A 24,333-nucleotide genomic window follows, 5' to 3' on the forward strand; every position below is an offset into this window, starting at 1 on the left:
CCCGCTGCATCAGTTCAGAGCGAACCTCGCGCACGCGTCGATGTCACGATCGAACCACCGCAGAGAACCCGGACTGGGGCGGCAAACAGGGCGGCCGAATCTTCGGCGCGGCGGACCATCCATCCTGGAGGGAGCGATGAAACGTCAGAGTCGAACGCTTACCGGATCCACTGCAACCTTCGCGGCGGCGGGATTCATCACGCTTGCCGGCGGACCGGTCGCAGCCGAAGACTTCGACGTCACGGCCCGATCGATCGTAGGAGTGAGATACGAGCGCTCGTCCGACGACGTCAGCGAAGGCATGGGCGTCTACGTCGGCGAGGGCCGCGTCCTGACCGTCGCCCACATTTTCGCCGACGCCGCACCCGACGCGCGCGTGACCCTCATCGCAGCTGACGGTAACAGTTACTACACGATTCACCTCGACGCGGCGATCGAGTCGCTGGTTCCCGAGTCCGACGCCGCGACCCTCCGTGTCGCCGAGCCCGGCGGGCTTTTGCCGCTTCCGGCGTGCAGGGAGCCAAAACCGGGTGATCAGGTAAGCGTCACGCGCCTGAGCAAGCTGGAATTCTTCGCGCCGAGCAGCGACCCTCTATACAAACTTGAAATCGACGACCGCGCGTTCTCGATGCTTCGCGGAGGCAGGCAACCCGTGATTCCCGGCACCGTCGAGAACGGTTTTTCCGGCAGCCCGGCTCTCGACGCCGACGGGCGCTGCTTCTACGGCATCGTCTCGGGCAGCCTCACGATGACGTCGACTCGCAAGGACACGGTCCGACGACTCGACCAAGTCGTCCTGATCCCGCCATCGGTCTTCGCACGCAATCGTTCCGACGGTCGCTGACGGGGGGAGAAGGCGTTTCGCGGCCAACGTGGGTGTCCGGCGTACGCGTCAGCCGGAGTTTCAACACCGGAGTCGTCGACCTCTTCATTATCTACGTTTACATAATACCGATTATCGCGCTTTCGTTTTTCCCCCTCGCGACCCTGATGATCGCGCCGGAAGCCGCCGTGCGCTTCAATAAATATCCGAAGACTTCAGCGCCCACAGGTGCGCCCCGATGAGCGCGCGCCAAGGCGAAAATTGTGCGAGCCAGCGCTTCGCGTTGTCTTCGGTAATCTTTTCCGGTGCGCCGAGCAGCAGCTGCAGGTTGCGGCGGACCGCGACGTCCCCGTGCAGCGATCCGTCGAGCCAGCCGAAGCCGCGCAGCAGCGTGTAGTCGATCGTCCAGGGCCCGATGCCGCGTACGTTCAGCAACCGCTTGCGGATTTCGTCGACCGCCAGATCATCGACCCAGGCGTCCAACGGGATCTCGCCGCTCCTGACTGCCGTGCCGAGTCCGATCAGGGTCAGCGCCTTGGTCCGGGAGAAGCCGGCGGCGCGGAAATCGGCTTCGCCGAGGGCTCCGAGGCGCATGGCGTCCGGGTAGCACACGAGACCTTCCGAATGCGTCAGCCCGGCTGCCTGGATCATCTTTCGCCGCAGGGAAAGCGCGGCTTTCACGGTGATCTGTTGGCCGGTGATCGCCCAGGTCAGCGCCTCGAACGGGGTCGGCGAGACCGGAACGCGCAGCCAAGGCCGGGCCGCGATGAGCCGCCCGATTTCGGGATGCGAGCGATAGGCGCGCTCGAAATCCGCGACCGGTTGCGTGAGCCCGAGCATCCGCCGCAGCATCCGGTCGAACGTCTCCCGCGGATCGTCGACAGGCTCGCCATCGATCGCGAGGCGCGCTTCGGCATGGTCGGAGTGGAAGCGGATCGTCAGGCACGCCGCCCTTCCCTCCCACGCGAGGCCCTTCTGCAAGATCCCGGCGTCGACCCGCTCCGCTACACCGGAGGCGTCGCGACCGTGAAACGCGAGGATCGCATCGGGGCTGAAATCGGCCGGCAATTCGACCGGGTGCGTCAGCGAGAAAGGCGTATCGGTAGCGGTGGACATGCTCCGCATTATCCCGACTTGCCCGGAGACGGTGGGCAGGCCGGAGCGATCGGTCGCCAATGGGACTCCGGGCCTTTGTCGAGCGGCGCCCCGCCCTCGCTCATCGCTGGCTCATCTCTTCCCTTCGCGCTCGAGCAGCGCCCGCTTGCGCTCGACGCCCCAGCGGTAGCCGGACAGGCCGCCATCGCTGCGCACTGCGCGATGACAGGGAATCGCGACGGCGATCGCGTTCGCGGCGCAGGCGCTACCGACCGCGCGAATCGCCGTCGGGGCGCCGATGCGGCGGGCGAGTTCGCTGTAGCTCGCGGCCTGGCCGATCGGAACGTCACGCAACGCCTGCCACACCCGCTGCTGGAACGCGGTACCCCGCAGATCGAGCGGCAGGTCGAGACCGAGGTGCGGCGCTTCCACGAAGGCGACGATGCGGGCGACGGTCTGTTCGAATCCCGCGCCGCCGCGAATGAGCTGCGCGCGCGGAAAGCGGTCCTGGAGGTCGCGGGTCAGCGCGTCCGGGTCGTCGCCGATGAGAATCGCGCAGATGCCCCGCTCGCTCTGCGCGACGAGAACGGCGCCGAGCGAGCACTCGCCGACCGCGAAGCGGATTTCGGTGTCGGTCGTTCCGGCGCGAGGGCGGGTCGCTGGCATACCGTGTAGGTGACCGGCATCCGCGTTGAAGCGCCGGTCGGAGTTGCCGCCGGTCTTGCGGGTCGTGGGGCTTGCCGGCGATCCGTCACGTCGCCGCACCGGGGCCGGTTGGGGATTCGCTGCCGTCGTAGCTGAAAGCCGCCCGTTCTTCGTCGCCGTACTCATGATCGCTCTCTCCGGTCTGCCGTCGTCCGTGAAATCTCCAGTGTAGACAGCGAGCACCGGAAAGACGCTCAGCAGCCTGTTTTCCTCGCCCGGCGAACGCGAGCGATCCCGCGTGGTCAAGACGACACCCGGACGCCGGGGCCCGAACCAGCGGGAGGCGGCATTTTTGCCCCGCCGCCGGATACACAGGAGAGCACGACATGGCTTTCAAGCTGATTTCCGAAGCATTCGGCGACAACGGCCCGATCCCTGCTGCTTACACATGCGACGACCGCGACGTGTCGCCGCCGCTCGGCTGGACCGGCCTGCCGGCCGGAACGCGCAGCCTCGCGCTGATCGTCGACGACCCGGACGCCCCCGATCCGGCGGCGCCGCAGCGGACCTGGGTGCATTGGGTGCTGTACAACCTGTCCCCGGCCTCACCCGGCCTGCTCGCCGCGATCAGCGACACCGAGCTGCCGCCCGGGACGCGGCAAGGCAAGAACGACTGGGATCGCACTGGTTACGGCGGCCCCTGCCCGCCGATCGGCCGGCATCGTTACTTCCACAAACTGTATGCGCTCGATGCCGTTCTACCCGACCTTGGCGAGCCGACGAAGGCAGTGCTCGAAGCGGCGATGAAGGGGCACGTCCTCGCCGAGGCGCAACTCGTCGGAACCTACGAACGCCGCAACAAATAGAGGGACCACGTCATGAAAAGGCACGTCCTCGTGGCCGGCCTCGTGGCCGTCGCGGCGCTGATTTCGGACGGTACGGCGTTCGCGCAATCCGCCATGCCCCCGTCAACCGACGTTCCGGCTCCGGCCGTGCGGGAATTCGAGGGGGTACGCTACGTGACCGGCGGGGTCGGCGAAGACGAGCGCGCGGCGCTCCGCGGGATCGCCCGCGACTTCAATCTCAAGCTGACTTTCGCCGAAAAATCGGGTGATTACCTGTCGGGTGTGAAGATCGTGATCACACGGCGCGACGGGCGGAAAGTGCTCGAACTCGACTCCGAGGGGCCGCTTGTGCTCGCGAAGCTGCCTCCCGGCGGATACCGCATCTCCGCGACCGCGAACGGACGCGAGCAAACGCGCCATGCGAATGTCGCCGGGACAGGCCAGCGGTCGCTGAGTTTTTACTGGTGAGCCGGGCGGTTCGAGATGCGCTCTCACGGTGCGAAGCGCTGTCCGGTCCGGTTCGGCCGCCTCGCGCCGGTTGCCGCTGAACCCGCTCGTTGCCCGGCGATTGCTAGCCGCCGCGGGCGGCGGTCACCCCTTGCAGACTTCCTCAAGTACGCGGCGCACGCGGACCATCGCCTCGTGCAGCACCGCTTCGATATTGTCGAACTGGATGCCGGTTTCGCTCGATGCGCGACCGGCCGCGTAATTGGCGACGACGTTGATCGCCGCGTAAGGCAGGCCGAGTTCGCGGGCGAGCGCGGCTTCGGGCATCCCGGTCATCCCGACAAGGTCGGCGCCGTCGCCTTCCATGCGGTTGATCTCGGCCGCGGTTTCGAGGCGCGGGCCTTGCGTCGCCGCGTAGACCCCGCCGTCGAAGATCGCTTCGCCCGCCGCTGCGGCCGCCGAGAGAATGCGCTGGCGCAGGGGTTCGTCGTACGGGTGGGTGAAATCGATGTGGCGGACGGCCTCTTCGCCGCCCTCGAAGTACGTGCTCTTGCGACCCCAGGTGTAGTCGATGATCTGCGTTGGCGCGACGAGCGTGCCGGGAGCGAAATCCGCACGGATGCCGCCGACCGATGCGACCGAAACGACGGCCGTGGCCTTGACGTGCTTCAGCGCCCAGAGGTTCGCGCGGTAATTGACCTGATGGGGCGGAATCGTGTGCCCGTAACCGTGGCGGGCGAGGAACGCGACCTCGCGATCGGCCAGCCTGCCGAACGTGACGGCGCCCGACGGCTCGCCGTACGGGGTTCGCACGACTTCGCGACGGGTGATTTCGAGCGTCGAAAGCTGCGTGAGTCCGCTGCCGCCGATGATTGCGAGCATGAAGCCTGTCTCCTGATGAAAAGCGGCGGCGATTCTAGCATGCGTCGAAAACGTCCCGATCGCGCCAGTCGCCGCCCGATTCGGGCGATCGGGCGCAGCTAATTTACCGAAAAGCGCCTGCTGCGATGCGGCATCCGCGTGCTAAAATCAAAAACTTTTCAAAGACTTCTGGACCCACATGTCCCGCTCCATCCGCAACATCGCCATCATCGCGCACGTCGACCACGGGAAGACGACCCTCGTCGACCAACTCCTGCGTCAATCCGGCACCTTCCGCGAGAACCAGCAGGTCTCCGAACGGGTGATGGACTCTAATGACCTGGAGAAGGAGCGCGGCATCACGATCCTCGCGAAGAACTGCGCGGTCGAGTACGGCGACACCCACATCAACATCATCGACACGCCGGGCCACGCCGACTTCGGCGGTGAAGTCGAGCGCGTGCTGTCGATGGTCGACGGCGTGCTGCTGCTCGTCGACGCGGTCGAAGGACCGATGCCGCAGACGCGCTTCGTCACGCGCAAGGCGCTCGCGCTGGGCCTGAAGCCGATCGTCGTCATCAACAAGATCGACCGCCCGGGCGCGCGTCCCGACTGGGTCATCAACCATACGTTCGATCTCTTCGACAAGCTCGGCGCGACCGACGAGCAGCTCGACTTCCCGGTCGTCTACGCGTCCGCGCTGAACGGTTTCGCGATGCTCGACGCGAGCAAGCCCGGTACCGACATGAAGCCGCTGTACGAGGCGATCCTGGAGCACGTTCCCCAGCCCGAGGTCGACGCCGGGGGCCCGCTGCAACTGCAGGTCTGCTCGCTGGACTACTCGACCTACATCGGCCAGCTCGGCATCGGCCGCATCAAGCGCGGCAGCATCCGCCCGAACCAGGAAGTCGTCGTGATGTACGGCGACGAGAACCGCGGCAAGGCCAAGATCGGCCAGATCCTGACCTTCAAGGGCCTCGAGCGCAGCCAGGCCGACTACGCGGAAGCCGGCGACATCGTCCTCGTTTCGGGTATCGACCAGGTCAACATCGGTGTCACGATCTGCCACCCGGACAGTCCCGAAGGCATGAAGCCGATCGCCGTCGATGAACCGACGCTGACGATGAACTTCATGGTCAACTCCTCGCCCCTCGCCGGCCGCGAAGGGAAGTTCGTGACCAGCCGTCAGATCCGCGAGCGCCTCGAGAAGGAACTGCTGAAGAACGTTGCGCTGCGCGTCGAATACACCAACGACTCGGACGTGTTCCTCGTCTCCGGCCGTGGCGAACTGCACCTGACGATCCTGCTCGAAAACATGCGCCGCGAAGGCTTCGAACTCGCCGTCGGTCGGCCGCGTGTCGTGTTCCGCGACATCGAGGGCGTCAAGTGCGAGCCATACGAAATGCTGACCGTCGACGTCGAGGAAGAGCACCAGGGCGGCGTGATGGAAGAGCTCGGCCGCCGCCGGGGCGAATTGCAGGACATGCAATCCGACGGCAAGGGCCGCACGCGGCTCGAATACCGCATCCCGGCGCGCGGCCTGATCGGCTTCCAGGGCGAATTTTTGACCCTCACGCGCGGCACCGGCCTTGCGAGCCACGTGTTCGACGACTACGGCCCGATGGCCGGCGCGATGAGCGAGCGGCGCAACGGCGTGCTGATCTCGCAGGACGATGGCCAAGCTGTCGCGTACGCGCTGTGGAAGCTGCAGGACCGCGGCCGGATGTTCGTCACGCACAACGACCCGGTGTACGAAGGCATGATCATCGGCATCCACTCGCGCGACAACGACCTCGTTGTCAACCCGATCAAGGGCAAGCAGCTGACGAACGTTCGTGCCTCGGGCACCGACGAAGCGGTGCGCCTGATCCCGCCGATCGCGCTGACGCTGGAATCCGCGATCGAATTCATCGCCGACGACGAGCTCGTCGAGATCACGCCGAAGTCGATTCGCCTGCGCAAGCGCCACCTCACCGAGAACGAGCGCAAGCGCGCCGCGAAGGCCGAGAACGCCTGACCGCGGACCGCTTCAACGAAAAGGGGCGTCCATTCGTGGGCGCCCTTTTTGTTTTTCGACGTCCGATTTTTCGCAACCCGACCGTTTTTCGAAGTCCTCTCAATACGCCTGCGCATCCCGCGCGACGAGGCGGATCGTCGCCAGGATGATCCTGAGGTCGAGCGCGAGCGACCAGTTACGCAAGTAGTCGAGGTCGTATTCGATCCGGCGCGCCATCTTCTCGATGGTTTCGGTCTCCCCGCGGCAGCCGTTCACCTGCGCCCAGCCGGTGATTCCCGGCTTGACCTTGTGCCGGACCATGTAACCCTTGATGAGCTGGCGATAGGTCTCGTTGTGCGCGATCGCGTGCGGCCGCGGGCCGACGACGCTCATGCGCCCCTGCAGCACATTGAGGAATTGCGGCAACTCGTCGAGCGAGGTGCGGCGAAGGAACGCGCCGAACCGCGTGACGCGCGCGTCTGCACGGGTCACTTGTACGACCTGCGCCCCGTCCTCGCACACGGTCATCGAGCGGAACTTGTAGACCAGGATCCGTCGCCCGTCGAGGCCGTAGCGATTCTGCTTGAAGATCACCGGCCCCGGCGAACTCAGCTTCACGCCGAGCGCGACGATCAACATTACCGGGGCGATCATAACGAGGATCGCGGTGGCGAGGATGATGTCGGAGAGGCGCTTGATCAGACTGTTCACACCGGTAAACGGCGTCTCGCACACCGCGACGACCGGCACCCCAGCGACTTGGTCGACGCGGCCCTGGATCAGGTCGGTGACGAACATGTCCGGCACGAAATAGATCGACGCCGTCGTGTCCTTCAGGTCGTCGAGGATCTGCAGGATCCGCGGTTGGTTGACCATCGGCAGCGCGATGTAGATGTGATCGACCGGCTCCCTTTTCGCGTACCCGCCGAGATCGCGCAGCGCACCGAGTCGCTCGCCCGACACTTCGTCGGCGACCGCGCTTGCCACGCGTTCAGGCGCGCGGTCATCGAAGAAGCCGAGCAGCCGGACGCCGAGGAAGGAGTTCTCGTCGATCCGTCGGGCAAGTTGCGCGGCGACATCGTTTCCGCCGACGATCACCGCCCGGCGCTGCGTGGCCGACATCGACATCAGATGCGGCAGCGCGAAGCGGGAAATCGCATGCGCGGCGACGAGCGCGACCGGCGTTCCCGCAAGCCAGACCAGCAGCACCGGTGCGGAGAAGTAATGGACGTAGCCTGTTACATAGCCGACCGCGAGCAATGCGAACGCGATCAGCGTCCAGTTCAATATTGTCCTGCGCATCATCGTCGTGACATCTTCGCGGAGATGGCTGTCGCCCGGAAAGGTCAGCGAGAAGGTCAGCAGCGCGAGGATCACGTAGTGGCCGTCGGCGACTACGCGAAACGAATGGGCAGCAGCAAAAAGCATTCCGATGGCAACGACCGGGTCCAGCACCGATTCGACTATGCTTGCCATCGAAAAGCTGCCGTAGAAGAAACCGTTGTTGGTCGCTGCTGCGTGAATCGGTACGTGGGTAGAAGGCAGAATCGTCGAATTCGGCACGGGGAACTCCTGCGACAGAATAATTAGCGTCGGCGGGTCGGGGCGCAGTGAGTGACCTATTCATAGCACGCTCGCGAACAGAGGGAGGCCCGAGTTCATGGCAGATGTAACAGCGATTGTCGGCACTCTCGCACCTGGCACGGCGTTGTCCGTAGCACCGGAAACCGCGCAGCGCCCTCTCGTGTCATTGCTGACCCTCGCGCTCGCGCTCGGTTCGCTGCCGGCGGTGGGGGCGGAGCTGCAGACCGAGCGGGAGGAAGGCTTCGGCGTCCGCCTTTCGCAGTCCGTTCGCTGGGACGACAACGTGTTCCGCCTGCCGGACGGTGAGCGTCCGCCCGATGGGGGGTCGAAGAGCGACCGCATCAGCCGCAGCGCGCTCGGCCTCACTTTCGAACACATATACAGCCTGCAGCGGCTGGTCGCATCGTTTGACGTTGTGCGCCGCAGTTATGACGAACACGACGAACTCGACAGCACGACGAGGAGCGGCCTCGCGCGCTGGGACTGGGCGACCGGCAAGCAATGGACGGGGACCGCGGCATTGCTGCAGCGGGAGGCGCCGCGAAGCTTCGACGACGTGGACCGCCGGGTGCTCAGCATCAACACGCTGCAGCGCGCGGTCTTCAACGCCGACTACTGGCTGCACCCGGACTGGTCCGTCCTCGCAGGTGTGGAAAGCACGCGCAGCCGGTACTCCGACGACCGTTCCGCGTCGTCCGAATACGACGAGACCGCGTTCGAGGCCGGCGTCGGCTTCCGCCCCAAGTCCGGGAGCCGCCTTTCTCTCGTTCTTCGGCAGGCCGATGGCGAATACCCGAATCGCACGGCGACGGCGACACGCGATCCCGAATACACCCAGCGGGACCTTCGGCTGCGGGGCGACTGGGTACTGTCAGGCATCAGCAAGCTGTCCGGTTACATCGGCTACACGGACCGGGAATATTCGACGATCAGCAGCCTCGACTTCTCGGGGCCGAGTGGGCGCGTCGTGTTCGACTGGCAGCCGACCGGAAAACTCGGGTTCCAAGTCGTCGCCCGCCGGGAGATCGGCTCGGAGTACGAGGTGCTCGACAACTACGTGCTGACCCGGGGGATCGGTGTGGAAGCCGCCTGGGCAGCGACGTCCAAGGTCACGCTGATCGCGCGCGCCGACCGCCTTCGTCGCGACCATGGCGATACCACCCTGTCGTCGCTCGGCGAGGACCGGCTGCGCACCTACGGCCTGATCGTCGACTACCGTCCGCTCGACACCGTCACGCTGAGCGCGTCCGCGGTACGGACGAAGCATGACGCGGACGACGCCTCCGGCTTCGATTACGACGCAAACGTCTACGGCGTGGATCTGAAACTGGAATTCTAGGTACGGCGCGGGAAGCGCCGCTGCGACTGTCCCCGCCCTACTCGTTCGCCGGCAGGGCCTTCGGCCGACGCTACCAGCGCGAGCGACCGCGCCGGGACCATCCGAAAAGTCGTGGCGTGCGACATTCGAGCGCCCGACCGGGGGCGTTCTGTTGTCCGCGTCCCCTCCCCCTCATGCAGATGGATTCACCGTCGGATTTCCGCTGCGGCGGCTGATCTTGGCGCGCTTCGCGGGCAGCCGCCGCGGCGCGCCACGCGCGGTGGGCCCGCTGCTGCATCGCTTTCGCGCGACCGTGACGATGGCGTTTTCGCGCTCCTGAAATCAGCAATCCCCGTTCCCGTAACTGAATGACATTTCGTTGAACGGCTCCTGCTGCAGTGCAGCAGGAGCATGCCGGAAGCGATTCCATCGGGTACGCGCAGGTTATTGATTTTTACGCGTCTTACTTTTTTTCACGATCTCGATGTAGGTGATCTGCATTGCATCAATCTACTCTGATCCAGTGAGGTAGCCCAGATGGTAAAGCCTTGTTCGCTTCTCCCGATGCTGATCGGAGCAGGTGTACTCCCGCTCTGTGCACACGCGCTCGACATGGTCGAGTTGAACGCCCCGGACGGCCGCCCGATGCTCGTTTCGGAAACCTCCGCACCGTCACCCCAACCGGAATTTCTGGCGTCCCCGTTCGAGGGAGCGGTTCTCGACGACACCTTCGGCCGGCTGAAACCGGGGCCGGTTTTTCGGTTCGCGGTGACGGAGCGCCAGAGCGACCCGGTCGGATTCACGGCCTCCGAAGTGACGAGTGTGCTCGAAGAGATCCGGCTCACGGCACCCCGCGGGCGCACGCCTGCTCCCGGGCCGGCAGCCCAGTTCGCCGCTGCGCTCGCGATCGTCGCCTTGGTTGCGAGACGGCGTCTCGCCGGGCATTGAGGTGTCGAATGGCGGCGTCGGCGATCGTGTTCGCCGCCGGGGCGCGGCGGTCGTGAAGGTTGTGAAGGCCGCGAAGTGGCGGCGTCGGGCCGGCCATCTGGTTGTCGTCGCGACCCTCGCGGCATGTTCGCCGCTCGAGCAGGACAAGGTCGCGGCGCGCGTGAACGGCGAGAAGATCCTCGCCGAGGAAGTCGATCTCGCGCTGCAATACAAGGGCGTCGCGACGCACGACCCGAGCGCCCGCCAACGCCTGATCGAAAAGCTCGTGATCGAGGAACTGCTTGCGCAGCAGTTCCTGCGCGGGACGCCGGGCAGCGCGGTCGTCGAGAAGTCCGTGGTGAGCGCCGCGCGCCGCGAAATTCTCGCGCGCAGCTATATCGAGATCGTGATCGACGGCGTGAAGCGCCCGAACGCCGACCAGATGAGCGCGTACTACCGCGATAACCCCGACATGTTCGCGCGCCGACGGATCTTCACCTTGCGCCAAGTCGATGTTTCGGCGCCCCCCGCTCGGCACGCGGAGTTGCGGCGGCGCGTCGCTGCGGCCGAATCGCTCGAAGCGCTGACCGACTGGCTGCGGCGGGAGAACATCGGCTTCGTCAGGACCGACCTCGAACACGGTTCCGACGAACTCGACGCGAACGTCCTGGCGCAACTGGACGGGCTGAAAAAAGGCGAAGTCGGGTTGGTCGACACGAGCGCCGGCCTGCGCGTGATCCAACTCCTGCGCACGCTCGCCGCGCCGATCGACGAAAGGGCCGCGTGGCCGAGCATCGAGCAGCGGCTGTGGCGGGAGATGCGCGTCGCCGCAGTGGAGGCGGAAGTCCGCCGCCTGAGCGCCCTGGCGGCGATTTCGATTCCCGAGGGCGCGCCGCGCGGCGCGATGCAGGCGCTGGTCCCGGGCCCCGACCCGCCGCTCGTCCGCCAATTCACCGGCGGTCCGCCTGCGAGCGTGAAGGCCCCGGGCGGATGAACCCGAACCACGAGACGGAGGAGAGAAAAATGAAGCATCCGGGCGTAACGATCGCCGTCTGCGCGGCCGCCTTCGCGGCAACCGGCCCTGTCGCGGCACAGGGGGAATACCTGCTCGCGCCGGGCGATGTGATCCGCATCACCGTGTTCGAAAACCCCGATCTGACGACCGAGGCGCGGGTGTCGGAGTCGGGCCAGATCACTTTCCCGCTCGTTGGCGGCGCGGCGGTCGGCGGCAAGAGCCTGTCGGTGGCGGAAAAACTGATCGCCAAGGGGCTCAAGGACGGGGGCTACGTCCTCGACCCGCAGGTGCTGATCTTTCCGATGGAAATCCGCGGCAATCAGGTTTCGGTCCTCGGTCGCGTCAATCGGGCCGGCCGTTACCCGCTCGAAACCGCGAACATGCGCGTCGCCGACCTCCTCGCAATGGCGGGCGGCGTGGCTCCCGACGGGGCCGACATGCTGGTTCTGACCGGCGTGCGCAACGGCGAACCGATCCGGCAGGAAATCCCGCTGAGCGAACTCTTCGCCCGCGCGCCGGACGCGAACGTCGAGCTCTCCGGCGGCGACATCCTCTTCATCGACCGCGCACCGATCTTCTACGTCTACGGCGAGGTGCAGAAACCCGGCGCCTACCGCGTCGAACGGGGGATGACGCTGATGCAGGGCCTCGCGACGGGCGGCGGACTGACGAACCGCGGCACCGAGCGTGGCATGCAGGTCCACCGCCGCAACGGCTCCGGCGCCGTCGAGGTCCTCGCGCTCGATCGCAACGAAACCCTGAAGGCGGACGACGTCATCTACGTGAAGCAAAGCCTTTTCTGAGGAGCAGCCGATGACGATCCAGCAAGTTTTCCGCATCCTGCGCGCCCGCGTGCGGCTGATCCTCGCGCTGTTCGTCGCGATCGCTGCGCTGGGTGTCCTTGCCGCCCTCGTCATCCCACGCAGCTATACCGCGAGCACGGCACTCGTCATCGACGCGAAGTCGGCGAACGCCCTGCTCGGCGGACTGCTGCCGCCGCAGATGCTCAACAGCTACATGGCGACGCAGGTCGACGTGATCACGAGTCGCCGCGTGCTCGAGCGCGCCGCGAACGATCCGTCGATCGCGGGCGACGCCGCGCTGCGCGAGAAGTGGCGCTCCGACAGCGGCGAGCAGGTCGCGTTTCCGGTCTGGCTGGCGAACCGGCTCGAAAGCGGCCTCGAAGTCGATCCGGCACACGACAGCAACGTCGTGACGATCTCCTACGATTGCGCGGTCGCCGAACAATGTGCGCGGATCGCGAACGCGGTCGCGAACGCCTACATCGTCACCAACCTCGAAATGAAGGTCGAGCCCGCGCGGCAGTACGCGCAGTGGTTCGACGCGCGCAACCGGGGCATGCGCGACAAGCTCGACGCCGCGCGCCACAAGGTGTCGGAGTACCAGCGTCAGCACGGCATCGTTGCGGCCGACGAGCGACTCGACGTCGAAACGGCCCGGCTCGACGAGCTGTCGCGCCAGCTCGTGACGGTGCAGGCCGAGCGCAACGCGACCCGCTCCCGCAGCGGCCAGTCGGCCAACGCGCAGACCTTGCCGGAGGTCATCCAGAGCCCGCTTCTCGGCGGCCTGAAGAGCGAGATCGCGCGGCTCGAAGCGCAGCGCGAGCAGGCGATGGCGCGACTCGGCCGAAACCATCCGGAAATCGTCAGGACCGGGCGGGAGATCGATTCGCTGCAGCGCAGGTTGAACGTGGAAACCGCGCGCATCGTCGGCTCGCTCGAAACCGCCGACCGCGTCAACGTCGCGCGCGAGGAGGACATGCGCGCGGCGGTCGACCGGCAAAAGGCGAAAGTGCTCGAACTGAAGGCCCGGCGCGACGAGATGGCGGGCCTCGAGCAGGAGGTGCAGACCGCGCAGCAGGCCTACGACCTCGTGACGGGCCGTTTCGCCGAAACCAATCTCGAGAGCCAGGCGCAACAGACCAACGTTTTCGTGCTCTCGGCCGCCACGGCGCCGCTCGAACCGTCGGCGCCCCGCCGCTTCGTGATCGTCGCGATGTCGGCGCTGCTCGGGCTGCTCGTCGGCATCGGCGTCGCGCTCGCGCTCGAAATGGCGCGCCGGCGGGTCCGCTCCGAATCCGACATCGTCGAAGTCCTCGGCATCCCCGTCCTCGGCGCGCTGCCGGGAACACGTCTTGCACCGCCGACGCGCTGAGCGCTGCGGCCTTGTCCCCGAACTGATACGGGAGTTGCGATGGATGCGATACAACACGACTTGATTGGTATGCTGCCCGGCAACGAGGAGCAGTCGATCGGCGCGATCCTCGTCGAAACCGGACGCCTGACGGCCGCCGACGCGCAGGTCGTCGCGCGCGAACAGAAGGCCAGCGGCGTTCCGTTCGGCGCCGCCGCGGTGCAATTGGGGCTGGTTTCGCAGGGCGACATCGATTTCGCGCTCGCGCGGCAGTACGACTACCCGTACGTCCCGGCGCGCAGCGGCATCGTCGCCCCCGCGGTCGTCGCCGCGTACCAGCCGTTCGGCGCGCTCGCGGAGCATCTCCGGCTGCTGCGCAGCCAGGTGACGTTGCGCTGGAGCAACACACGGGTCGGCGCCAAGGCGCTGGCGATTGCGGGCGTGAGTCGCGGCGAGGGCCGCAGCTTCGTTGCCGCGAACCTCGCGGTTGTCTTCGCCCAGACCGGTGCGCGCACGCTGCTGATCGATGCCGACCTGCGCAACCCGTCGCAGCACGCGCTGTTCCACGTCGACAACCGCTACGGCCTGTCGAGCGTGCTCGCGGGCCGCGTCGGCAGCGAAGCGATCGTGCGGATCGCCGCGTTGCGCAATCTCTACGTGCTGCCGGCGGGCCCGCTGCCGCCGAACCCGCAGGAACTCCTCGCCCGCTCGACCTTCGGCATGCGGCTGCGCTCGCTCGAAGAGCTGTTCGAAGTGATCGTCGTCGACACGACGGCCGCCGGGAACGCGGCCGACAGCCAGATCGTCGCGGCGGTCAGCGGCGCGACGCTGCTGGTCGTGCGCAAGGACAACACACCGATGAAGGAGCTGTGCGCGCTGCAATCGGCGCTCGAATCCGCCGGCAGCCGCATTATCGGAGCAGTCGTCAATGAACAATGAGCGGCGCGCGGGCCGCGTCGCCCGTGCTTCGCCGCCGAGCCGGAGCCGCACCCCGTGCTGACCGCGCTCTATCCGGGCAAGGGATTCGGTGATCGGGCGTCGAGCGGCAGCGCGGTCGATGCAGCCGACCCCGGCCCCTATCTCACGGCGCTGGTCCTGCTCGCAATCAGTCATCCGATCTGGCTCGTCCTGCTCCACACGCAGGTCGGCGTCGGCGGATCCGGCGCGGTGATCCTCACCGAAGTCCTGCTGCTCGCAGCCTGCGTGCCGCTGCTGCTGAAGCGTCTGCCCCTCGGGTTCTATCTCGCCGGGGTGCTGCTCCTGATCAACGCGGTCGCGTTGGGACTGCTGCGCGATTCGACCGATCCCAAGCCGGTGCGCGATCTGCTCGTGCCGCTCGTGTTCCTCGGCGTCGGCGCGTCGATCGCGAGCGAGGCGGTCGCCGACCGCGTGCTGAAAACGGCCGTGTGGCTGGTCCTCGGCGTCGGGCTTTTCGAGTTTCTCGCACTCGACGCGTTCATGCGGCTGTTCGACATCCAGTCGTACTTCCTCGCGCGCGGTGTCGGCGACCCGGACATCGGCCTTTACCGCCAGGACAAGCTCGTTGCGAGTGCGCTGCGACCCGAGGGCATCGGCCGCACGATCCTGCCGTTTCTGGGTCCGCACCGCGTTTCGTCGGTGTTCGTCGAACCGGTTTCGTTGGGAAATTTCGCGGTGATCTGCGCGGCGTGGGGACTCGCGAAAGGGCGTGAAGCGTGGCGCAGCGGCGCCTTTTTCGTCATCGCCGCGCTCGTGATACTCGTGCTGTGCGACTCGCGCTTCGGTCTCCTGTCGATCGCGGTGCTCTTGCTGCTGAGACTGCTCGTCGTGCGCGGCGCCGAGCCGATCGGCATCGCGTTCCCGTTCGGCTGCGCCGCGATTCTGATCGGCATCGCCGCGTTCATGGGTCTCGAGTACACCGACTCGGTGATCGGGCGGCTCACGCTGACCGGCGAGACGCTGCTGACGATGGCCGGCGGAGAAATCTTCGGCATCGCGGCGCCCGCACGGCACTACTACGACATGGGCTATCCGTACGCGCTCGCGAACTTCGGTGTGGTCGCGTGCCTATTGATCTGGGCGGCGTTCTGGCTGTTGCCGCGCGAGTTTCCGGTCGCGCAGCGATTTCATCTGTACGTCGCACTGTATCTCGCACTGATCCTGTGCGTCAGCGGTAATTCGGCGTTCGCGTTCAAGACCTCCGCGGTGCTGTGGTTCCTGCTCGGCATGCTTACGGGAGACAAGGCGTCGGCGGTGCGCGCGCCCGCGTGACGGCGACAGCGGCAGGTCGGGACGGTGACTGTGCGGCCCGATTGACAAGGAGTAACTACCGATGCGGATTGCCCACGTCGTGCGCCAGTACCACCCGTCGGTCGGCGGCATGGAGGACGTCGTCCGCAACATCGCACGCCACCAGTTGGAGTCCGGACACTCCCCGACCGTCGTCACGCTCGACCGCGTCTTCCGCGACGACGACAGGGCGTTGCCGCCCGACGAGGAAGTCGACGGCGTTCCCGTGCGCCGCCTGTCGTTTCGCGGCCCGTCCCGTTATCCCCTGTGCCCGCAGGTGCTCGGCGCACTCGACGGAACCGACCTGATCCATGTCCACGGCGTCGATTTCTTCTTCGATTACCTCGCGGCGACGCGCTGGTTTCACCGCCGTCCGATGATCGCGTCGACGCACGGCGGCTTTTTCCATACGCGGTACGCGGAGCAGCTGAAGCGCGTCTTCTTCCATACCGTCACGCGCAGCAGCGTCCGCGCCTACGACCGCATCATCGCCACCAGCGACAACGACGGGCGCATGTTCGGGGCGATCGTCGGGCACGGGCGGCTGGAAGTCATCGAAAACGGCGTCAACGTGCGCAAGTTCCGCGGGCGGGCGGCGACGCGGGCCGCCCCGGTGATGATCTACTTCGGCCGCTGGTCCGAGAACAAGGGAATCCCGCAGGCGATCGAGCTGCTCGGGCGGCTGCGTGCGCGCGAACCCGACTGGCGCCTGATCGTCGCCGGGCGCGAATTCGATCTCGACCTCGCCGAGCTTCGCGCGATCGTCGCAGCGCACGGACTCGACGGCGCGGTCGAGCTCGTCGCGAACCCCGGCGACGCAGAACTCGCCGAGCTGATCGGTCGCGCGAGCTACTTCGTCTGCCTGTCGCGCCACGAGGGGTTCGGCCTCGCCGCGATCGAAGCGCTGAGCGCGGGGTTGATCCCGGTCGTGAGCGACATCCCGCCGTTTCGTTCGCTCGTCGTCCGCTCGGGACTCGGCGTGCTCGCCGGTGCGGGTGCGGAGGACACCGTGTCGGCGTGGTTTTTCGCGTCGCGGCAGGGCGACGCCGCAACGTGGTCGGCGAACCGCGAGCGGGCGATCCGTTTCGCCGACAGCTACGACTGGCAGCGGGTCGCGGGTCGCTATCTGCAGGTGTACGACGAGTTGGAGAACCGGCAATGACCGTCGGGTGGATTCGCAGCGGCGTGCTCGCCTGCTGCCTCGCCACGGCGGGTGCGGCCGCGGCCGGGTGCCTCGACGGCCCGCTCGTCGGAGTCAACATGGCCGGCGCCGAGTTCAATTCGAAGAAACTGCCGGGGGTCATGAACAAGGACTACGTGTATCCCCCAGCCGACGATCTCGCCTATTTCGCGCAGAACGGCGCGACCGCGATCCGCCTGCCCTTCCGCTGGGAACGCGCGCAGCGGACGTTGATGGGCGAGCTCGATACCGCCGAAATGTCCGCGATCGCGAAGACGGTCGCGGCCGCGTCGCAGCACGGCCTGTGCGTAATCCTCGATGCGCACAACTATGCGACCTACCGCGGAAAGCCGATCGGATCCGCGGAGGTGCCCGACGCCGCGTACTTCGATTTCTGGACGCGGATGGGACGCCGTTTCCCGGACGCCGCCCAGGTCGCGTTCGGGCTGATGAACGAGCCGAAGGAGTTGCTGGTCGCGCAATGGGCCGAGCTCGCGCAGGCGACCGTGCTCAATGTGCGCAGCGCCGGCGTGCAAAACCTGCTGATGGTGTCCGGCGGACGCTGGAGCGGGGTGCACGAGTGGAGCAAGACTTTTTCGGGAACGTCGAATGCGATGGCGTTCGCCGGACTCACGGATCCGCTCGGGCGCACCGTGATCGAGGTTCACCAGTACGCGGACACGTATTTCTCGGGGACCGGCAGCGAATGCCATCCGCCGTCCCGCTTCGACAACATGTTCGCGCTGATCGCGGACTGGGCGCGGACCAACGACAAGCAGCTCTTTCTCGGCGAGTTCGGAACCCCCGCGACCGAGCCCTGCCTCGCGACGCTCGACCATCTCCTGTCGCTGTCGTCGGATCGCAACGTCTGGCGCGGCTGGACCTACTGGGCAGCCGGCCGCTGGTGGGGCAATTACGCGCTGAGCATCCAGCCGAAGGCCGGCGTCGACGCGCCGCAGATGGGCGTCGTTTCAAAGTACCTGGGCCGATGATGGTGACAGGTGCGGCCCGTTCGCTGCGCACGCGCGATCCGGAAAGCGGCCGCAGCTCGCGGGCGACCCCCTGCGGGGCGGCAGAAAACGTGCGCTGGCGGCTGCGCATCGGCTACATGCCGTACGGCGGAACCACGAACAAGTACGCCGAGCGGATGATCGAGATTCTCGGCGCGTTCGGCAACGTGTCCGATCTGCCCCGCCCGAAAAGCCTGCTACGACGCCCGGCGCAGCTGCGACGCGAGTTCGACGCGGCGATTCTGAATTGGGTCGAGTTCGATCTGGTGCGCCAGCGCGACAGGGCGTTCTCGCTTTTCGGGTTCGCGAAAGTGCTCGCGCGCGTGCTGCTGGCACGCTGCGTCGCGCGGCGGGTCATCTTCGTCAGACACAACCACTACCCGCACGGCACGCGCGAACGCGATGTCGAACGGGCGCGGCGCGCGCTCGATCTTCTCGAACGACTGTTCGACGTCGTGCTGGTCCACTCGGGCCACGACCTCGGCGCACGCCGCCACTACGTGCCGCATCCGCTCTACCGCATCGACGGCACACCGCTGACCGCGGACGAGGAGCGGCTGCTCGCGGGGCTGCCGGGCGACTGTTACGCGGTGTTCGGCCGGATCGAGCGCTACAAGCGGATCGAGAGGCTGCTCGCCGCCTTTCCCGCGTCGCGCAATCTCCTCGTCTTCGGCGCCACCGAGGATCCGGGGTACGTCGAGGAATTGCGCGCGCTCGCGGGGAGCAACGTCCGCATCCTCGCGGGCTACGTGTCGGACGCGTTCGCGCAGGCGGCGCTCCGGCGCTCCCGCGGACTCGTGCTGGCGCATGTGGAGCGCGAAATGATCGTCAGCGGCAGCCTGTTCTACGGCCTGTCGATCGGGTCGCCCGTGTTCGCGCTCGACTCTCCGGCGCTTTCATGGATCCGGGAGCGGATCGGCGGCGAGGCGATTCATGTCGCGGACGACATTCCCGGCTTGTGTGCGGCCATTGCCGCCGACCGGGCGCCGGCTGTGTCCGTGCCGGAGCGACAGTCCGTGATCGACGCCGAGTTCGGCGACGGCCGCATCGAAGCGGTATTCCGGAGAGTCCTGCAGCCGTGAAAAGCGCGGTCATGAAGAACCTCGTCTGGCTTTTCGGCGAACGCGTCGCGCTGACGCTGCTCGTGTTCCTGTCCAACGTCTACGTGATCCGCTATCTCGGCGCAGAGCGCTTCGGCGAGTTGGCGCTGTTCCAGGTCTACTTCGCGTTGACGCTGGTCGCAACCGAGTTCGGGCTGCGCCGCGTGTTTCTCGCGCTCGGGCGATCTCGGGCGATCCGCCTCGTGCTGTCGGCGACGGTGACGATCAAGGCCTTCCTCGGAGCCGGTCTCGCGGTTGTCCTGCTCACCGCGATCGTGTATCTGCACGCGCCCGCGGAGTACTACCTGCTCGTCGGCGTCGTGCTGCTCGCACCGCTCGAAGCCTACGTCTACCACTTCGAGGCCCGGCTGCAGAACGACCTTCTCGCCCGTATCCGGATCGGCCTCGCGATCGTTTTCGCGACCGGGCGGGTCGGGCTTTGCCTCGCCGGCGCCGGCGTGGCCACGATCGCCGCGACCTACGTCCTGCCGGCAATGCTGCTCGGGCTTACTTGCCGCGTCCTCGTGCGCCGCCACGCGCTGCCCGCGCTCGCCGCCACGGCGTCCGCCCGCGGAGCGGCCGTCAGGGCGCATGTGCTGCGGCGTTCGTCCTACCTCTTCGGCTCGGCGCTCATCCTGCAGTTGCACGCGCGCGCCGACCAGTTGCTGCTCCATGCGTTCGCCGGCACCGGCGAGCTCGGCCTTTACGCGGGCGCGTACAAGTTTCTCGAACAACTGCTGATGATTCCGGTGATCCTCAATGGCGTCCTGCTTCCGGCGATGAGCCGCTGGGACGAGGGTCGCGCGGCCGAAGGACTCGAGCAGACCTACTTCGCGACTTTCCTGATCGCACTCGGCCTCGCCGGCGTCGTCGGGCTCGGCGCCGGGCCGATCATCGGTTTCGTGCTCGGTCCCGGGTTCGAGGCGTCGGCCCGCATTCTCGAAGTCCTCGCGCTGGGAATTCCGGGCCTCTTCCTCGCGAACGTCAGCGGTCTCTATTACAGCCTGCACGGTCTCGAACACCTCGGATTCATCCGCAATCTCGCCGGCGTTGTCACCGGCGTCGCGCTCGGCCTGATCCTCATTCCACGCTACGGCGCGATCGGCGCCGCATGGTCGATGGTCGCGAGCTACACCTTCACGGCGTTCGGCATCGAATGGGTGTCGAGCCGTTTCCGCCGCAATGTGCAGCTGAAAGCGCGCGCGTTCGCGGCGATGTTTTCGATCCGCAGTTACGGGGCGCTAATCGCGCTGGTGGGACGGCAGGGTGGACCTCAATAGACTCGTGACGAACTGGCAGGAGCGTCGCTGCCTGTACTGGTGGGAACCGAAAGGCGGCGAGCCGAACGTCGGCGACTATCTCGCGCGCGTCCTCGTCGCCGCGATCCTGCGACTCGCCGACCGCGAGATCGTCGACAAGCGCAGCAAACGCACCCGCCTGTTTTCGATTGGCTCGGTGCTGCATTTTGCGCGGGACGGCGAAACCGTCTGGGGAACGGGCGTGAACGGGAAGATCGCAGCGGAGGCGCATCGCTTCCGCGCGCTGGACGTGCGCGCCGTTCGCGGACCGCTGACCCGCGCGTTCCTGTTGAAGCACGGCATCGACTGCCCGGCGGTGTTCGGCGACCCGGCGCTGCTCGCGCCCCAATTCTTCCCCGCGGCCCTCGTCGCCGAGCGCACCGCGAGGACCGATTTCCTCGTCGTGCCGCACCTCAACGATCCGCCCGAACCCTATCTGCGCTACGGCGACCGGCTCTGCAGTCCGCGCCAGTTTCCGGCCGCGTTCATCCGCCGGCTGCTGCACGGGCGGCGGATCGTCGCCGCGTCGCTGCACGGCGTGATCCTCGCCGAAGCCTACGGAATTCCGGCGGTGCTGCTCGACGCCGGTGGCACCGAGGCGCGCTTCAAGTACGACGACTACTACGCGGGTAGCGGGCGTGCGCACTACCCGGTTGCGCGGTCGATCGAGGAGGCGCTCGCGATCGAACCGGTCGGGCTGCCGGACGTCGATGCGATCGCCACCCGGTTGCTGCGCGCGTTCCCGTTCGATCTCTGGGACGCGAACCCGCCGAGCGAGGACGTGCGCGAGCGGGTCGGCAACGAGACGGCGCGGGCCTGAAGGAGCGAACATGGGGGAACCGATGGACCACCCGCAATTGCGCGTACCGGGGCAGAACTTCCTGGTCATCTCCGCGCACGATTACCGTTCCCCGCGCAAGGCGAACATCCACTTCATCTGTGAAGAGCTCGCGCAACGCGGCACGGCGCGCTTCTTTTCGCTGCGTTACAGCCATTTGTCGCGCTACACGGCCGACCCGCGCCTGCCGATCGACGAGCGGGCGAACCGCGTCGAGCAACACCGCGGCGTCGAATGCTTCCTGTGGAAGACGCCGCTGCACCCGTTCAACACGCGCCGCCCGCTGCTGCGGCCGGTCGAGACGCTGATGTTCCGCTGGTACGTACGCGCGGCGAGCCCGGTGCTGTTGCGCTGGATCGAGGACGCCGACGTGATCCTGTTCGAGAGCGGCACCGCCCCGGTGTTCTTTGAACTCGCGCGCGAGCTCAATCCGGCGGCGAAGACGGTGTATATCGCGTCCGACGATCTCGACACGATCAACTCGGCCGAATACGTGAAGCACACCTTCCGTCGCATCGCGCCGTCGATCGACGTCATCCGGCTACCGTCACGCGCGCTCGCGGCGAAGATTCCGAGCACCGACAATCTCTTTTTCATCCCGCACGGCATCGACCACGGGTTGGCGGAACTCGGCGAACCGTCGCCGTATGGCTCCGGCACGCAGGCGGTGGCCGTCGGCTCGATGCTGTTCGATCCCGATTTCTTCATCAGCGCCGCCGGGCATTTTCCCGCGATCACCTTCCACGTGATCGGTTCCGGCCACCCGCGCCATCCGGACTACCCGGAAAACGTCATCGTCCACGACGAGATGCCGCATGCCGAGACCGTCCGCTACATCAAGCACGCCGCGTTCGGGATCGCCCCCTATCGCGCGGCCGAGCTGCCGGACTATCTCGCGGACACGTCGATGAAACTGATCCAGTACGATTTCCTCGGCCTGCCGGCGGTCTGTCCGTGGGCGGTCGTCGGTGACTACGACTCGCGCTTCGGCTACTCGTCGAACGACGAGAGCTCGATCGTTGCCGCGATCGTCGCCGCCCTTCACGCGCCGCGCCGGCCGTCGCGCCGTCATCCGACCTGGGCCGAGGTCGCCGACCGGGTGCTGTATCCGACCCGCTTCGCCGACACGCGGATGTAAGCATGAACGCCGTCGCAGGCGAGACCGAAACCCTCCCGATCGCCGGCTTCCCGGTGCTTCGGACCACGGCCGGCGCGCTCTCGCAGCGTGTCCTCGACATGCTGCAACGCGGCGAGCAAGTCGTGATGTTCTTCGCGAACACGAATTTCATCGTCCAGTGCACGCCGCTGCGCGCGCGCATCGTCGCCGGGCGGAACATCGTGATCGCGAACGACGGCATCGGGCTCGACATCGGCGCATGGCTCGTCCATCGCCGCCGCTTCGTCGAAAACCTCAACGGCACCGATTTCATCCCGGCGTTGCTCGCACGGGCGAACCGTCCGGTATTCCTCGTCGGTGCGCGGCCCGGCGTCGCGGCGAGAGCGGCGGACGCACTGCGCGCGTCCTGCGCGCTGACGGTCGCCGGCAGCTGCGACGGTTTCGAAGGCACGTCACACCCGGACCGGCTCGTCGCGGCAATCAATGCCTCCGGCGCCGAGGTCGTCCTCGTCGCGCTCGGCAATCCGGCGCAGGAGCAATGGATTCTCGATCACGCCGATTGTCTCGACGCGAAACTGCTGATCGGCGTCGGCGCACTGTTCGATTTTCTCGCCGGTGACAAGCCGCGCGCGCCGGCCTTCGTGCGGCGCCTGCATCTTGAGTGGCTGTATCGGCTCCGTCTGGAACCGAAGCGTCTCCTCCGCCGCTACACACTCGACATCGGACGCTTTTTGTTGCTGTGCCTCGTCGACAGGAAAACCGTGGATTCGTCGGCGAATGCCTGAACTCCTCGCCGCCGACCCCCGAGCTTCTGAAATTCCTGCCGCCCCGAATCCGCGCGGCCGCGCGCGTTCGCGTCTGTCTCCGGGGCCGGTGCCGTTGCGGCCCCGGCCCGGCCGGACTTTAGCCTCGGCTGGCGAGATAAGCGGAGAACTCCTCGCCGACTTCCGGGTGGCGCAGCGCCAGCTCGACGGTGGCCTTCAGGTAGCCGAGTTTCGAGCCGCAGTCGTAGCGCACGCCCTTGAACTGGTATGACAGCACCGCTTCGTCCTTGAGCAGCGCGGCGATCGCGTCGGTCAGCTGGTATTCGCCGCCGGCGCCCGGTTTCAACGCGCGGATGTGGTCGAAGATGCGCGGCGTCAGGATGTAGCGGCCGACGACCGCCTGCGTCGTCGGCGCTTCCTCCGGCTTCGGCTTCTCGACGATGCCGGTCACGCGCTGGACGTCGCCGTTCTGGTTCTCGGTGCTGACGATGCCGTACTGGCGCGTTTCCTCGCGCGGCACGCTCATCGTGCCGAGCACCGAGCAGCGGTTGTAGTTATAGACGCCGACCATCTGCTCCATGATCGGCGCCGCGCCGTGGTTGTCGAGCAGGTCGTCGGCGAGCAGCACCGCGAACGCTTCATCCCCGACCACCGGCGCGGCGCACATCACCGCGTGGCCGAGGCCGAGCGCTTCCGACTGCCGGATGTAGATGCAGTTGACGCCCTTCGGCACCGTGCGCTGCACGAGTGCGAGCAGCTCCTTCTTGCCGCGGGCTTCGAGTTCGGTCTCGAGTTCGTACGCCTTGTCGAAATGATCCTCGATCGAGCGCTTCGTGCGGCCGGTGATGAAGATCATCTCCGTGATCCCGGCGGCGACCGCTTCCTCGACCGCATACTGGATCAGCGGCTTGTCGACGATCGGGAGCATCTCCTTCGGGCTCGCCTTCGTCGCCGGCAGGAAGCGCGTACCCATGCCCGCGACGGGGAACACCGCCTTCGTGACCTTCTTCATGTGCTGCCTCTCCTTGCTTTGCTGAGTTCTTCGTTG

The 24,333-nt window shown here is 66.8% G+C and carries 23 protein-coding genes; 18 read left to right on the forward strand and 5 right to left on the reverse strand.

Annotated elements, in window-relative coordinates; all coding sequences use genetic code 11:
- The first annotated feature begins 40 nt into the window (after positions 1 to 40).
- On the forward strand, positions 41 to 844 hold the full coding sequence (locus tag V6M37_RS15685) for a S1 family peptidase (RefSeq protein ID WP_332674878.1): 804 nt from the start codon (positions 41 to 43) through the stop codon (positions 842 to 844).
- 174 nt (positions 845 to 1,018) lie between these two features.
- Here V6M37_RS15685 and V6M37_RS15690 read toward each other — a convergent pair whose 3' ends face one another.
- Together V6M37_RS15690 and V6M37_RS15695 are read right to left on the reverse strand one after the other, a co-directional pair.
- A complete protein-coding gene (locus V6M37_RS15690) occupies positions 1,019 to 1,939 on the reverse strand; it encodes a DNA-3-methyladenine glycosylase family protein (protein WP_332674880.1) in 921 nt (306 codons plus the stop codon).
- Positions 1,940 to 2,050: 111 nt separating this feature from the next.
- A complete protein-coding gene (locus tag V6M37_RS15695) occupies positions 2,051 to 2,749 on the reverse strand; it encodes a methylated-DNA--[protein]-cysteine S-methyltransferase (protein ID WP_332674882.1) in 699 nt (232 codons plus the stop codon).
- A gap of 200 nt (positions 2,750 to 2,949) precedes the next feature.
- Here V6M37_RS15695 and V6M37_RS15700 point away from each other — a divergent pair, with 200 nt between their 5' ends.
- Both V6M37_RS15700 and V6M37_RS15705 read left to right on the forward strand, forming a co-directional pair.
- Positions 2,950 to 3,429 carry a YbhB/YbcL family Raf kinase inhibitor-like protein gene (locus tag V6M37_RS15700; RefSeq protein WP_332674884.1) on the forward strand — a complete coding sequence of 160 codons (480 nt, stop codon included), beginning with the start codon at positions 2,950 to 2,952 and terminating at the stop codon, positions 3,427 to 3,429.
- Positions 3,430 to 3,441: 12 nt separating this feature from the next.
- Positions 3,442 to 3,876, forward strand: coding sequence for a carboxypeptidase regulatory-like domain-containing protein (locus V6M37_RS15705; protein ID WP_332674887.1), 435 nt, complete (start codon positions 3,442 to 3,444; stop codon positions 3,874 to 3,876).
- A gap of 123 nt (positions 3,877 to 3,999) precedes the next feature.
- On the opposite strand, the gene V6M37_RS15710 is transcribed toward V6M37_RS15705, so the two are convergent.
- A complete protein-coding gene (locus V6M37_RS15710) occupies positions 4,000 to 4,737 on the reverse strand; it encodes an S-methyl-5'-thioinosine phosphorylase (RefSeq protein WP_332674888.1) in 738 nt (245 codons plus the stop codon).
- 178 nt (positions 4,738 to 4,915) lie between these two features.
- Between V6M37_RS15710 and typA the strand changes: the two genes are divergently transcribed.
- Positions 4,916 to 6,733: a translational GTPase TypA gene (typA, locus tag V6M37_RS15715; protein WP_332674890.1), complete on the forward strand. Its 1,818-nt coding sequence runs from the start codon at positions 4,916 to 4,918 to the stop codon at positions 6,731 to 6,733.
- 99 nt (positions 6,734 to 6,832) lie between these two features.
- On the opposite strand, the gene V6M37_RS15720 is transcribed toward typA, so the two are convergent.
- Positions 6,833 to 8,188 (reverse strand): undecaprenyl-phosphate glucose phosphotransferase, encoded by a 1,356-nt coding sequence (locus tag V6M37_RS15720; RefSeq protein ID WP_332674892.1) that lies wholly within the window; start codon positions 8,186 to 8,188, stop codon positions 6,833 to 6,835.
- A 268-nt stretch (positions 8,189 to 8,456) separates the two neighbouring features.
- On the opposite strand from V6M37_RS15720, the gene epsL reads away from it, so the two are divergent.
- The 14 genes from epsL (at position 8,457) to V6M37_RS15790 (ending at position 23,306) form a co-directional block, all read left to right on the forward strand.
- Positions 8,457 to 9,635 carry an XrtB/PEP-CTERM-associated polysaccharide biosynthesis outer membrane protein EpsL gene (epsL, locus tag V6M37_RS15725; RefSeq protein WP_332674894.1) on the forward strand — a complete coding sequence of 393 codons (1,179 nt, stop codon included), beginning with the start codon at positions 8,457 to 8,459 and terminating at the stop codon, positions 9,633 to 9,635.
- Between the two features lie 543 nt (positions 9,636 to 10,178).
- Positions 10,179 to 10,562 (forward strand): hypothetical protein, encoded by a 384-nt coding sequence (locus V6M37_RS15730; protein ID WP_332674895.1) that lies wholly within the window; start codon positions 10,179 to 10,181, stop codon positions 10,560 to 10,562.
- Between the two features lie 52 nt (positions 10,563 to 10,614).
- Positions 10,615 to 11,535 carry an EpsD family peptidyl-prolyl cis-trans isomerase gene (locus V6M37_RS15735; protein WP_332674897.1) on the forward strand — a complete coding sequence of 307 codons (921 nt, stop codon included), beginning with the start codon at positions 10,615 to 10,617 and terminating at the stop codon, positions 11,533 to 11,535.
- A gap of 29 nt (positions 11,536 to 11,564) precedes the next feature.
- Positions 11,565 to 12,359, forward strand: a complete 795-nt coding sequence (epsE, locus tag V6M37_RS15740) for a polysaccharide export protein EpsE (RefSeq protein WP_332674899.1) — start codon at positions 11,565 to 11,567, stop codon at positions 12,357 to 12,359.
- A gap of 10 nt (positions 12,360 to 12,369) precedes the next feature.
- Positions 12,370 to 13,731 (forward strand): chain length determinant protein EpsF, encoded by a 1,362-nt coding sequence (gene epsF, locus V6M37_RS15745; protein ID WP_332674901.1) that lies wholly within the window; start codon positions 12,370 to 12,372, stop codon positions 13,729 to 13,731.
- Between the two features lie 39 nt (positions 13,732 to 13,770).
- Positions 13,771 to 14,649 carry a polysaccharide biosynthesis tyrosine autokinase gene (locus V6M37_RS15750; protein WP_332674903.1) on the forward strand — a complete coding sequence of 293 codons (879 nt, stop codon included), beginning with the start codon at positions 13,771 to 13,773 and terminating at the stop codon, positions 14,647 to 14,649.
- Positions 14,650 to 14,703: 54 nt separating this feature from the next.
- Positions 14,704 to 15,960 (forward strand): hypothetical protein, encoded by a 1,257-nt coding sequence (locus V6M37_RS15755; protein WP_332674905.1) that lies wholly within the window; start codon positions 14,704 to 14,706, stop codon positions 15,958 to 15,960.
- Between the two features lie 61 nt (positions 15,961 to 16,021).
- A complete protein-coding gene (locus V6M37_RS15760) occupies positions 16,022 to 17,140 on the forward strand; it encodes a glycosyltransferase family 4 protein (RefSeq protein WP_332674907.1) in 1,119 nt (372 codons plus the stop codon).
- Positions 17,137 to 18,150, forward strand: a complete 1,014-nt coding sequence (locus V6M37_RS15765; RefSeq protein ID WP_332674909.1) for a glycoside hydrolase family 5 protein — start codon at positions 17,137 to 17,139, stop codon at positions 18,148 to 18,150. The genes V6M37_RS15760 and V6M37_RS15765 overlap by 4 nt, the downstream gene beginning before the upstream one ends.
- The gene (locus tag V6M37_RS15770) at positions 18,147 to 19,250 is read left to right on the forward strand and encodes a hypothetical protein (protein WP_332674910.1); all 1,104 of its coding nucleotides are present in this window, start codon (positions 18,147 to 18,149) and stop codon (positions 19,248 to 19,250) included. The genes V6M37_RS15765 and V6M37_RS15770 overlap by 4 nt, the downstream gene beginning before the upstream one ends.
- The gene (locus tag V6M37_RS15775; RefSeq protein WP_332674912.1) at positions 19,247 to 20,548 is read left to right on the forward strand and encodes a flippase; all 1,302 of its coding nucleotides are present in this window, start codon (positions 19,247 to 19,249) and stop codon (positions 20,546 to 20,548) included. Before V6M37_RS15770 ends, V6M37_RS15775 begins: the two co-directional genes overlap by 4 nt.
- Positions 20,535 to 21,386: a polysaccharide pyruvyl transferase family protein gene (locus tag V6M37_RS15780; RefSeq protein WP_332674913.1), complete on the forward strand. Its 852-nt coding sequence runs from the start codon at positions 20,535 to 20,537 to the stop codon at positions 21,384 to 21,386. The genes V6M37_RS15775 and V6M37_RS15780 overlap by 14 nt, the downstream gene beginning before the upstream one ends.
- 10 nt (positions 21,387 to 21,396) lie before the next feature.
- On the forward strand, positions 21,397 to 22,542 hold the full coding sequence (locus V6M37_RS15785) for a GumK N-terminal domain-containing glycosyltransferase (protein ID WP_332674915.1): 1,146 nt from the start codon (positions 21,397 to 21,399) through the stop codon (positions 22,540 to 22,542).
- A gap of 2 nt (positions 22,543 to 22,544) precedes the next feature.
- Positions 22,545 to 23,306: a WecB/TagA/CpsF family glycosyltransferase gene (locus tag V6M37_RS15790; RefSeq protein ID WP_332674916.1), complete on the forward strand. Its 762-nt coding sequence runs from the start codon at positions 22,545 to 22,547 to the stop codon at positions 23,304 to 23,306.
- 118 nt (positions 23,307 to 23,424) lie between these two features.
- Here V6M37_RS15790 and galU read toward each other — a convergent pair whose 3' ends face one another.
- Positions 23,425 to 24,297, reverse strand: a complete 873-nt coding sequence (galU, locus tag V6M37_RS15795) for a UTP--glucose-1-phosphate uridylyltransferase GalU (protein WP_332674917.1) — start codon at positions 24,295 to 24,297, stop codon at positions 23,425 to 23,427.
- Positions 24,298 to 24,333: the final 36 nt, after the last annotated feature.

Origin of the sequence: Aromatoleum sp. (assembly GCF_036675785.1) — a bacterium.
Classification (GTDB): domain Bacteria; phylum Pseudomonadota; class Gammaproteobacteria; order Burkholderiales; family Rhodocyclaceae; genus Aromatoleum.

Bases quoted from the DNA above. Each gene is read 5' to 3' on its own strand.
- V6M37_RS15720 (WP_332674892.1), bottom strand. From the start codon at position 8,188: ATGGCAAGCATAGTCGAATCGGTGCTGGACCCGGTCGTTGCCATCGGA.
- typA (WP_332674890.1), top strand. From the start codon at position 4,916: ATGTCCCGCTCCATCCGCAACATCGCCATCATCGCGCACGTCGACCAC.
- V6M37_RS15690 (WP_332674880.1), bottom strand. From the start codon at position 1,939: ATGTCCACCGCTACCGATACGCCTTTCTCGCTGACGCACCCGGTCGAA.
- epsE (WP_332674899.1), top strand. From the start codon at position 11,565: ATGAAGCATCCGGGCGTAACGATCGCCGTCTGCGCGGCCGCCTTCGCG.
- V6M37_RS15695 (WP_332674882.1), bottom strand. From the start codon at position 2,749: ATGAGTACGGCGACGAAGAACGGGCGGCTTTCAGCTACGACGGCAGCG.
- V6M37_RS15785 (WP_332674915.1), top strand. From the start codon at position 21,397: ATGGGGGAACCGATGGACCACCCGCAATTGCGCGTACCGGGGCAGAAC.
- V6M37_RS15730 (WP_332674895.1), top strand. From the start codon at position 10,179: ATGCTGATCGGAGCAGGTGTACTCCCGCTCTGTGCACACGCGCTCGAC.
- V6M37_RS15790 (WP_332674916.1), top strand. From the start codon at position 22,545: ATGAACGCCGTCGCAGGCGAGACCGAAACCCTCCCGATCGCCGGCTTC.
- V6M37_RS15710 (WP_332674888.1), bottom strand. From the start codon at position 4,737: ATGCTCGCAATCATCGGCGGCAGCGGACTCACGCAGCTTTCGACGCTC.
- V6M37_RS15765 (WP_332674909.1), top strand. From the start codon at position 17,137: ATGACCGTCGGGTGGATTCGCAGCGGCGTGCTCGCCTGCTGCCTCGCC.
- V6M37_RS15760 (WP_332674907.1), top strand. From the start codon at position 16,022: ATGCGGATTGCCCACGTCGTGCGCCAGTACCACCCGTCGGTCGGCGGC.
- V6M37_RS15750 (WP_332674903.1), top strand. From the start codon at position 13,771: ATGGATGCGATACAACACGACTTGATTGGTATGCTGCCCGGCAACGAG.
- galU (WP_332674917.1), bottom strand. From the start codon at position 24,297: ATGAAGAAGGTCACGAAGGCGGTGTTCCCCGTCGCGGGCATGGGTACG.
- V6M37_RS15685 (WP_332674878.1), top strand. From the start codon at position 41: ATGTCACGATCGAACCACCGCAGAGAACCCGGACTGGGGCGGCAAACA.
- V6M37_RS15700 (WP_332674884.1), top strand. From the start codon at position 2,950: ATGGCTTTCAAGCTGATTTCCGAAGCATTCGGCGACAACGGCCCGATC.
- V6M37_RS15770 (WP_332674910.1), top strand. From the start codon at position 18,147: ATGATGGTGACAGGTGCGGCCCGTTCGCTGCGCACGCGCGATCCGGAA.
- epsF (WP_332674901.1), top strand. From the start codon at position 12,370: ATGACGATCCAGCAAGTTTTCCGCATCCTGCGCGCCCGCGTGCGGCTG.
- V6M37_RS15705 (WP_332674887.1), top strand. From the start codon at position 3,442: ATGAAAAGGCACGTCCTCGTGGCCGGCCTCGTGGCCGTCGCGGCGCTG.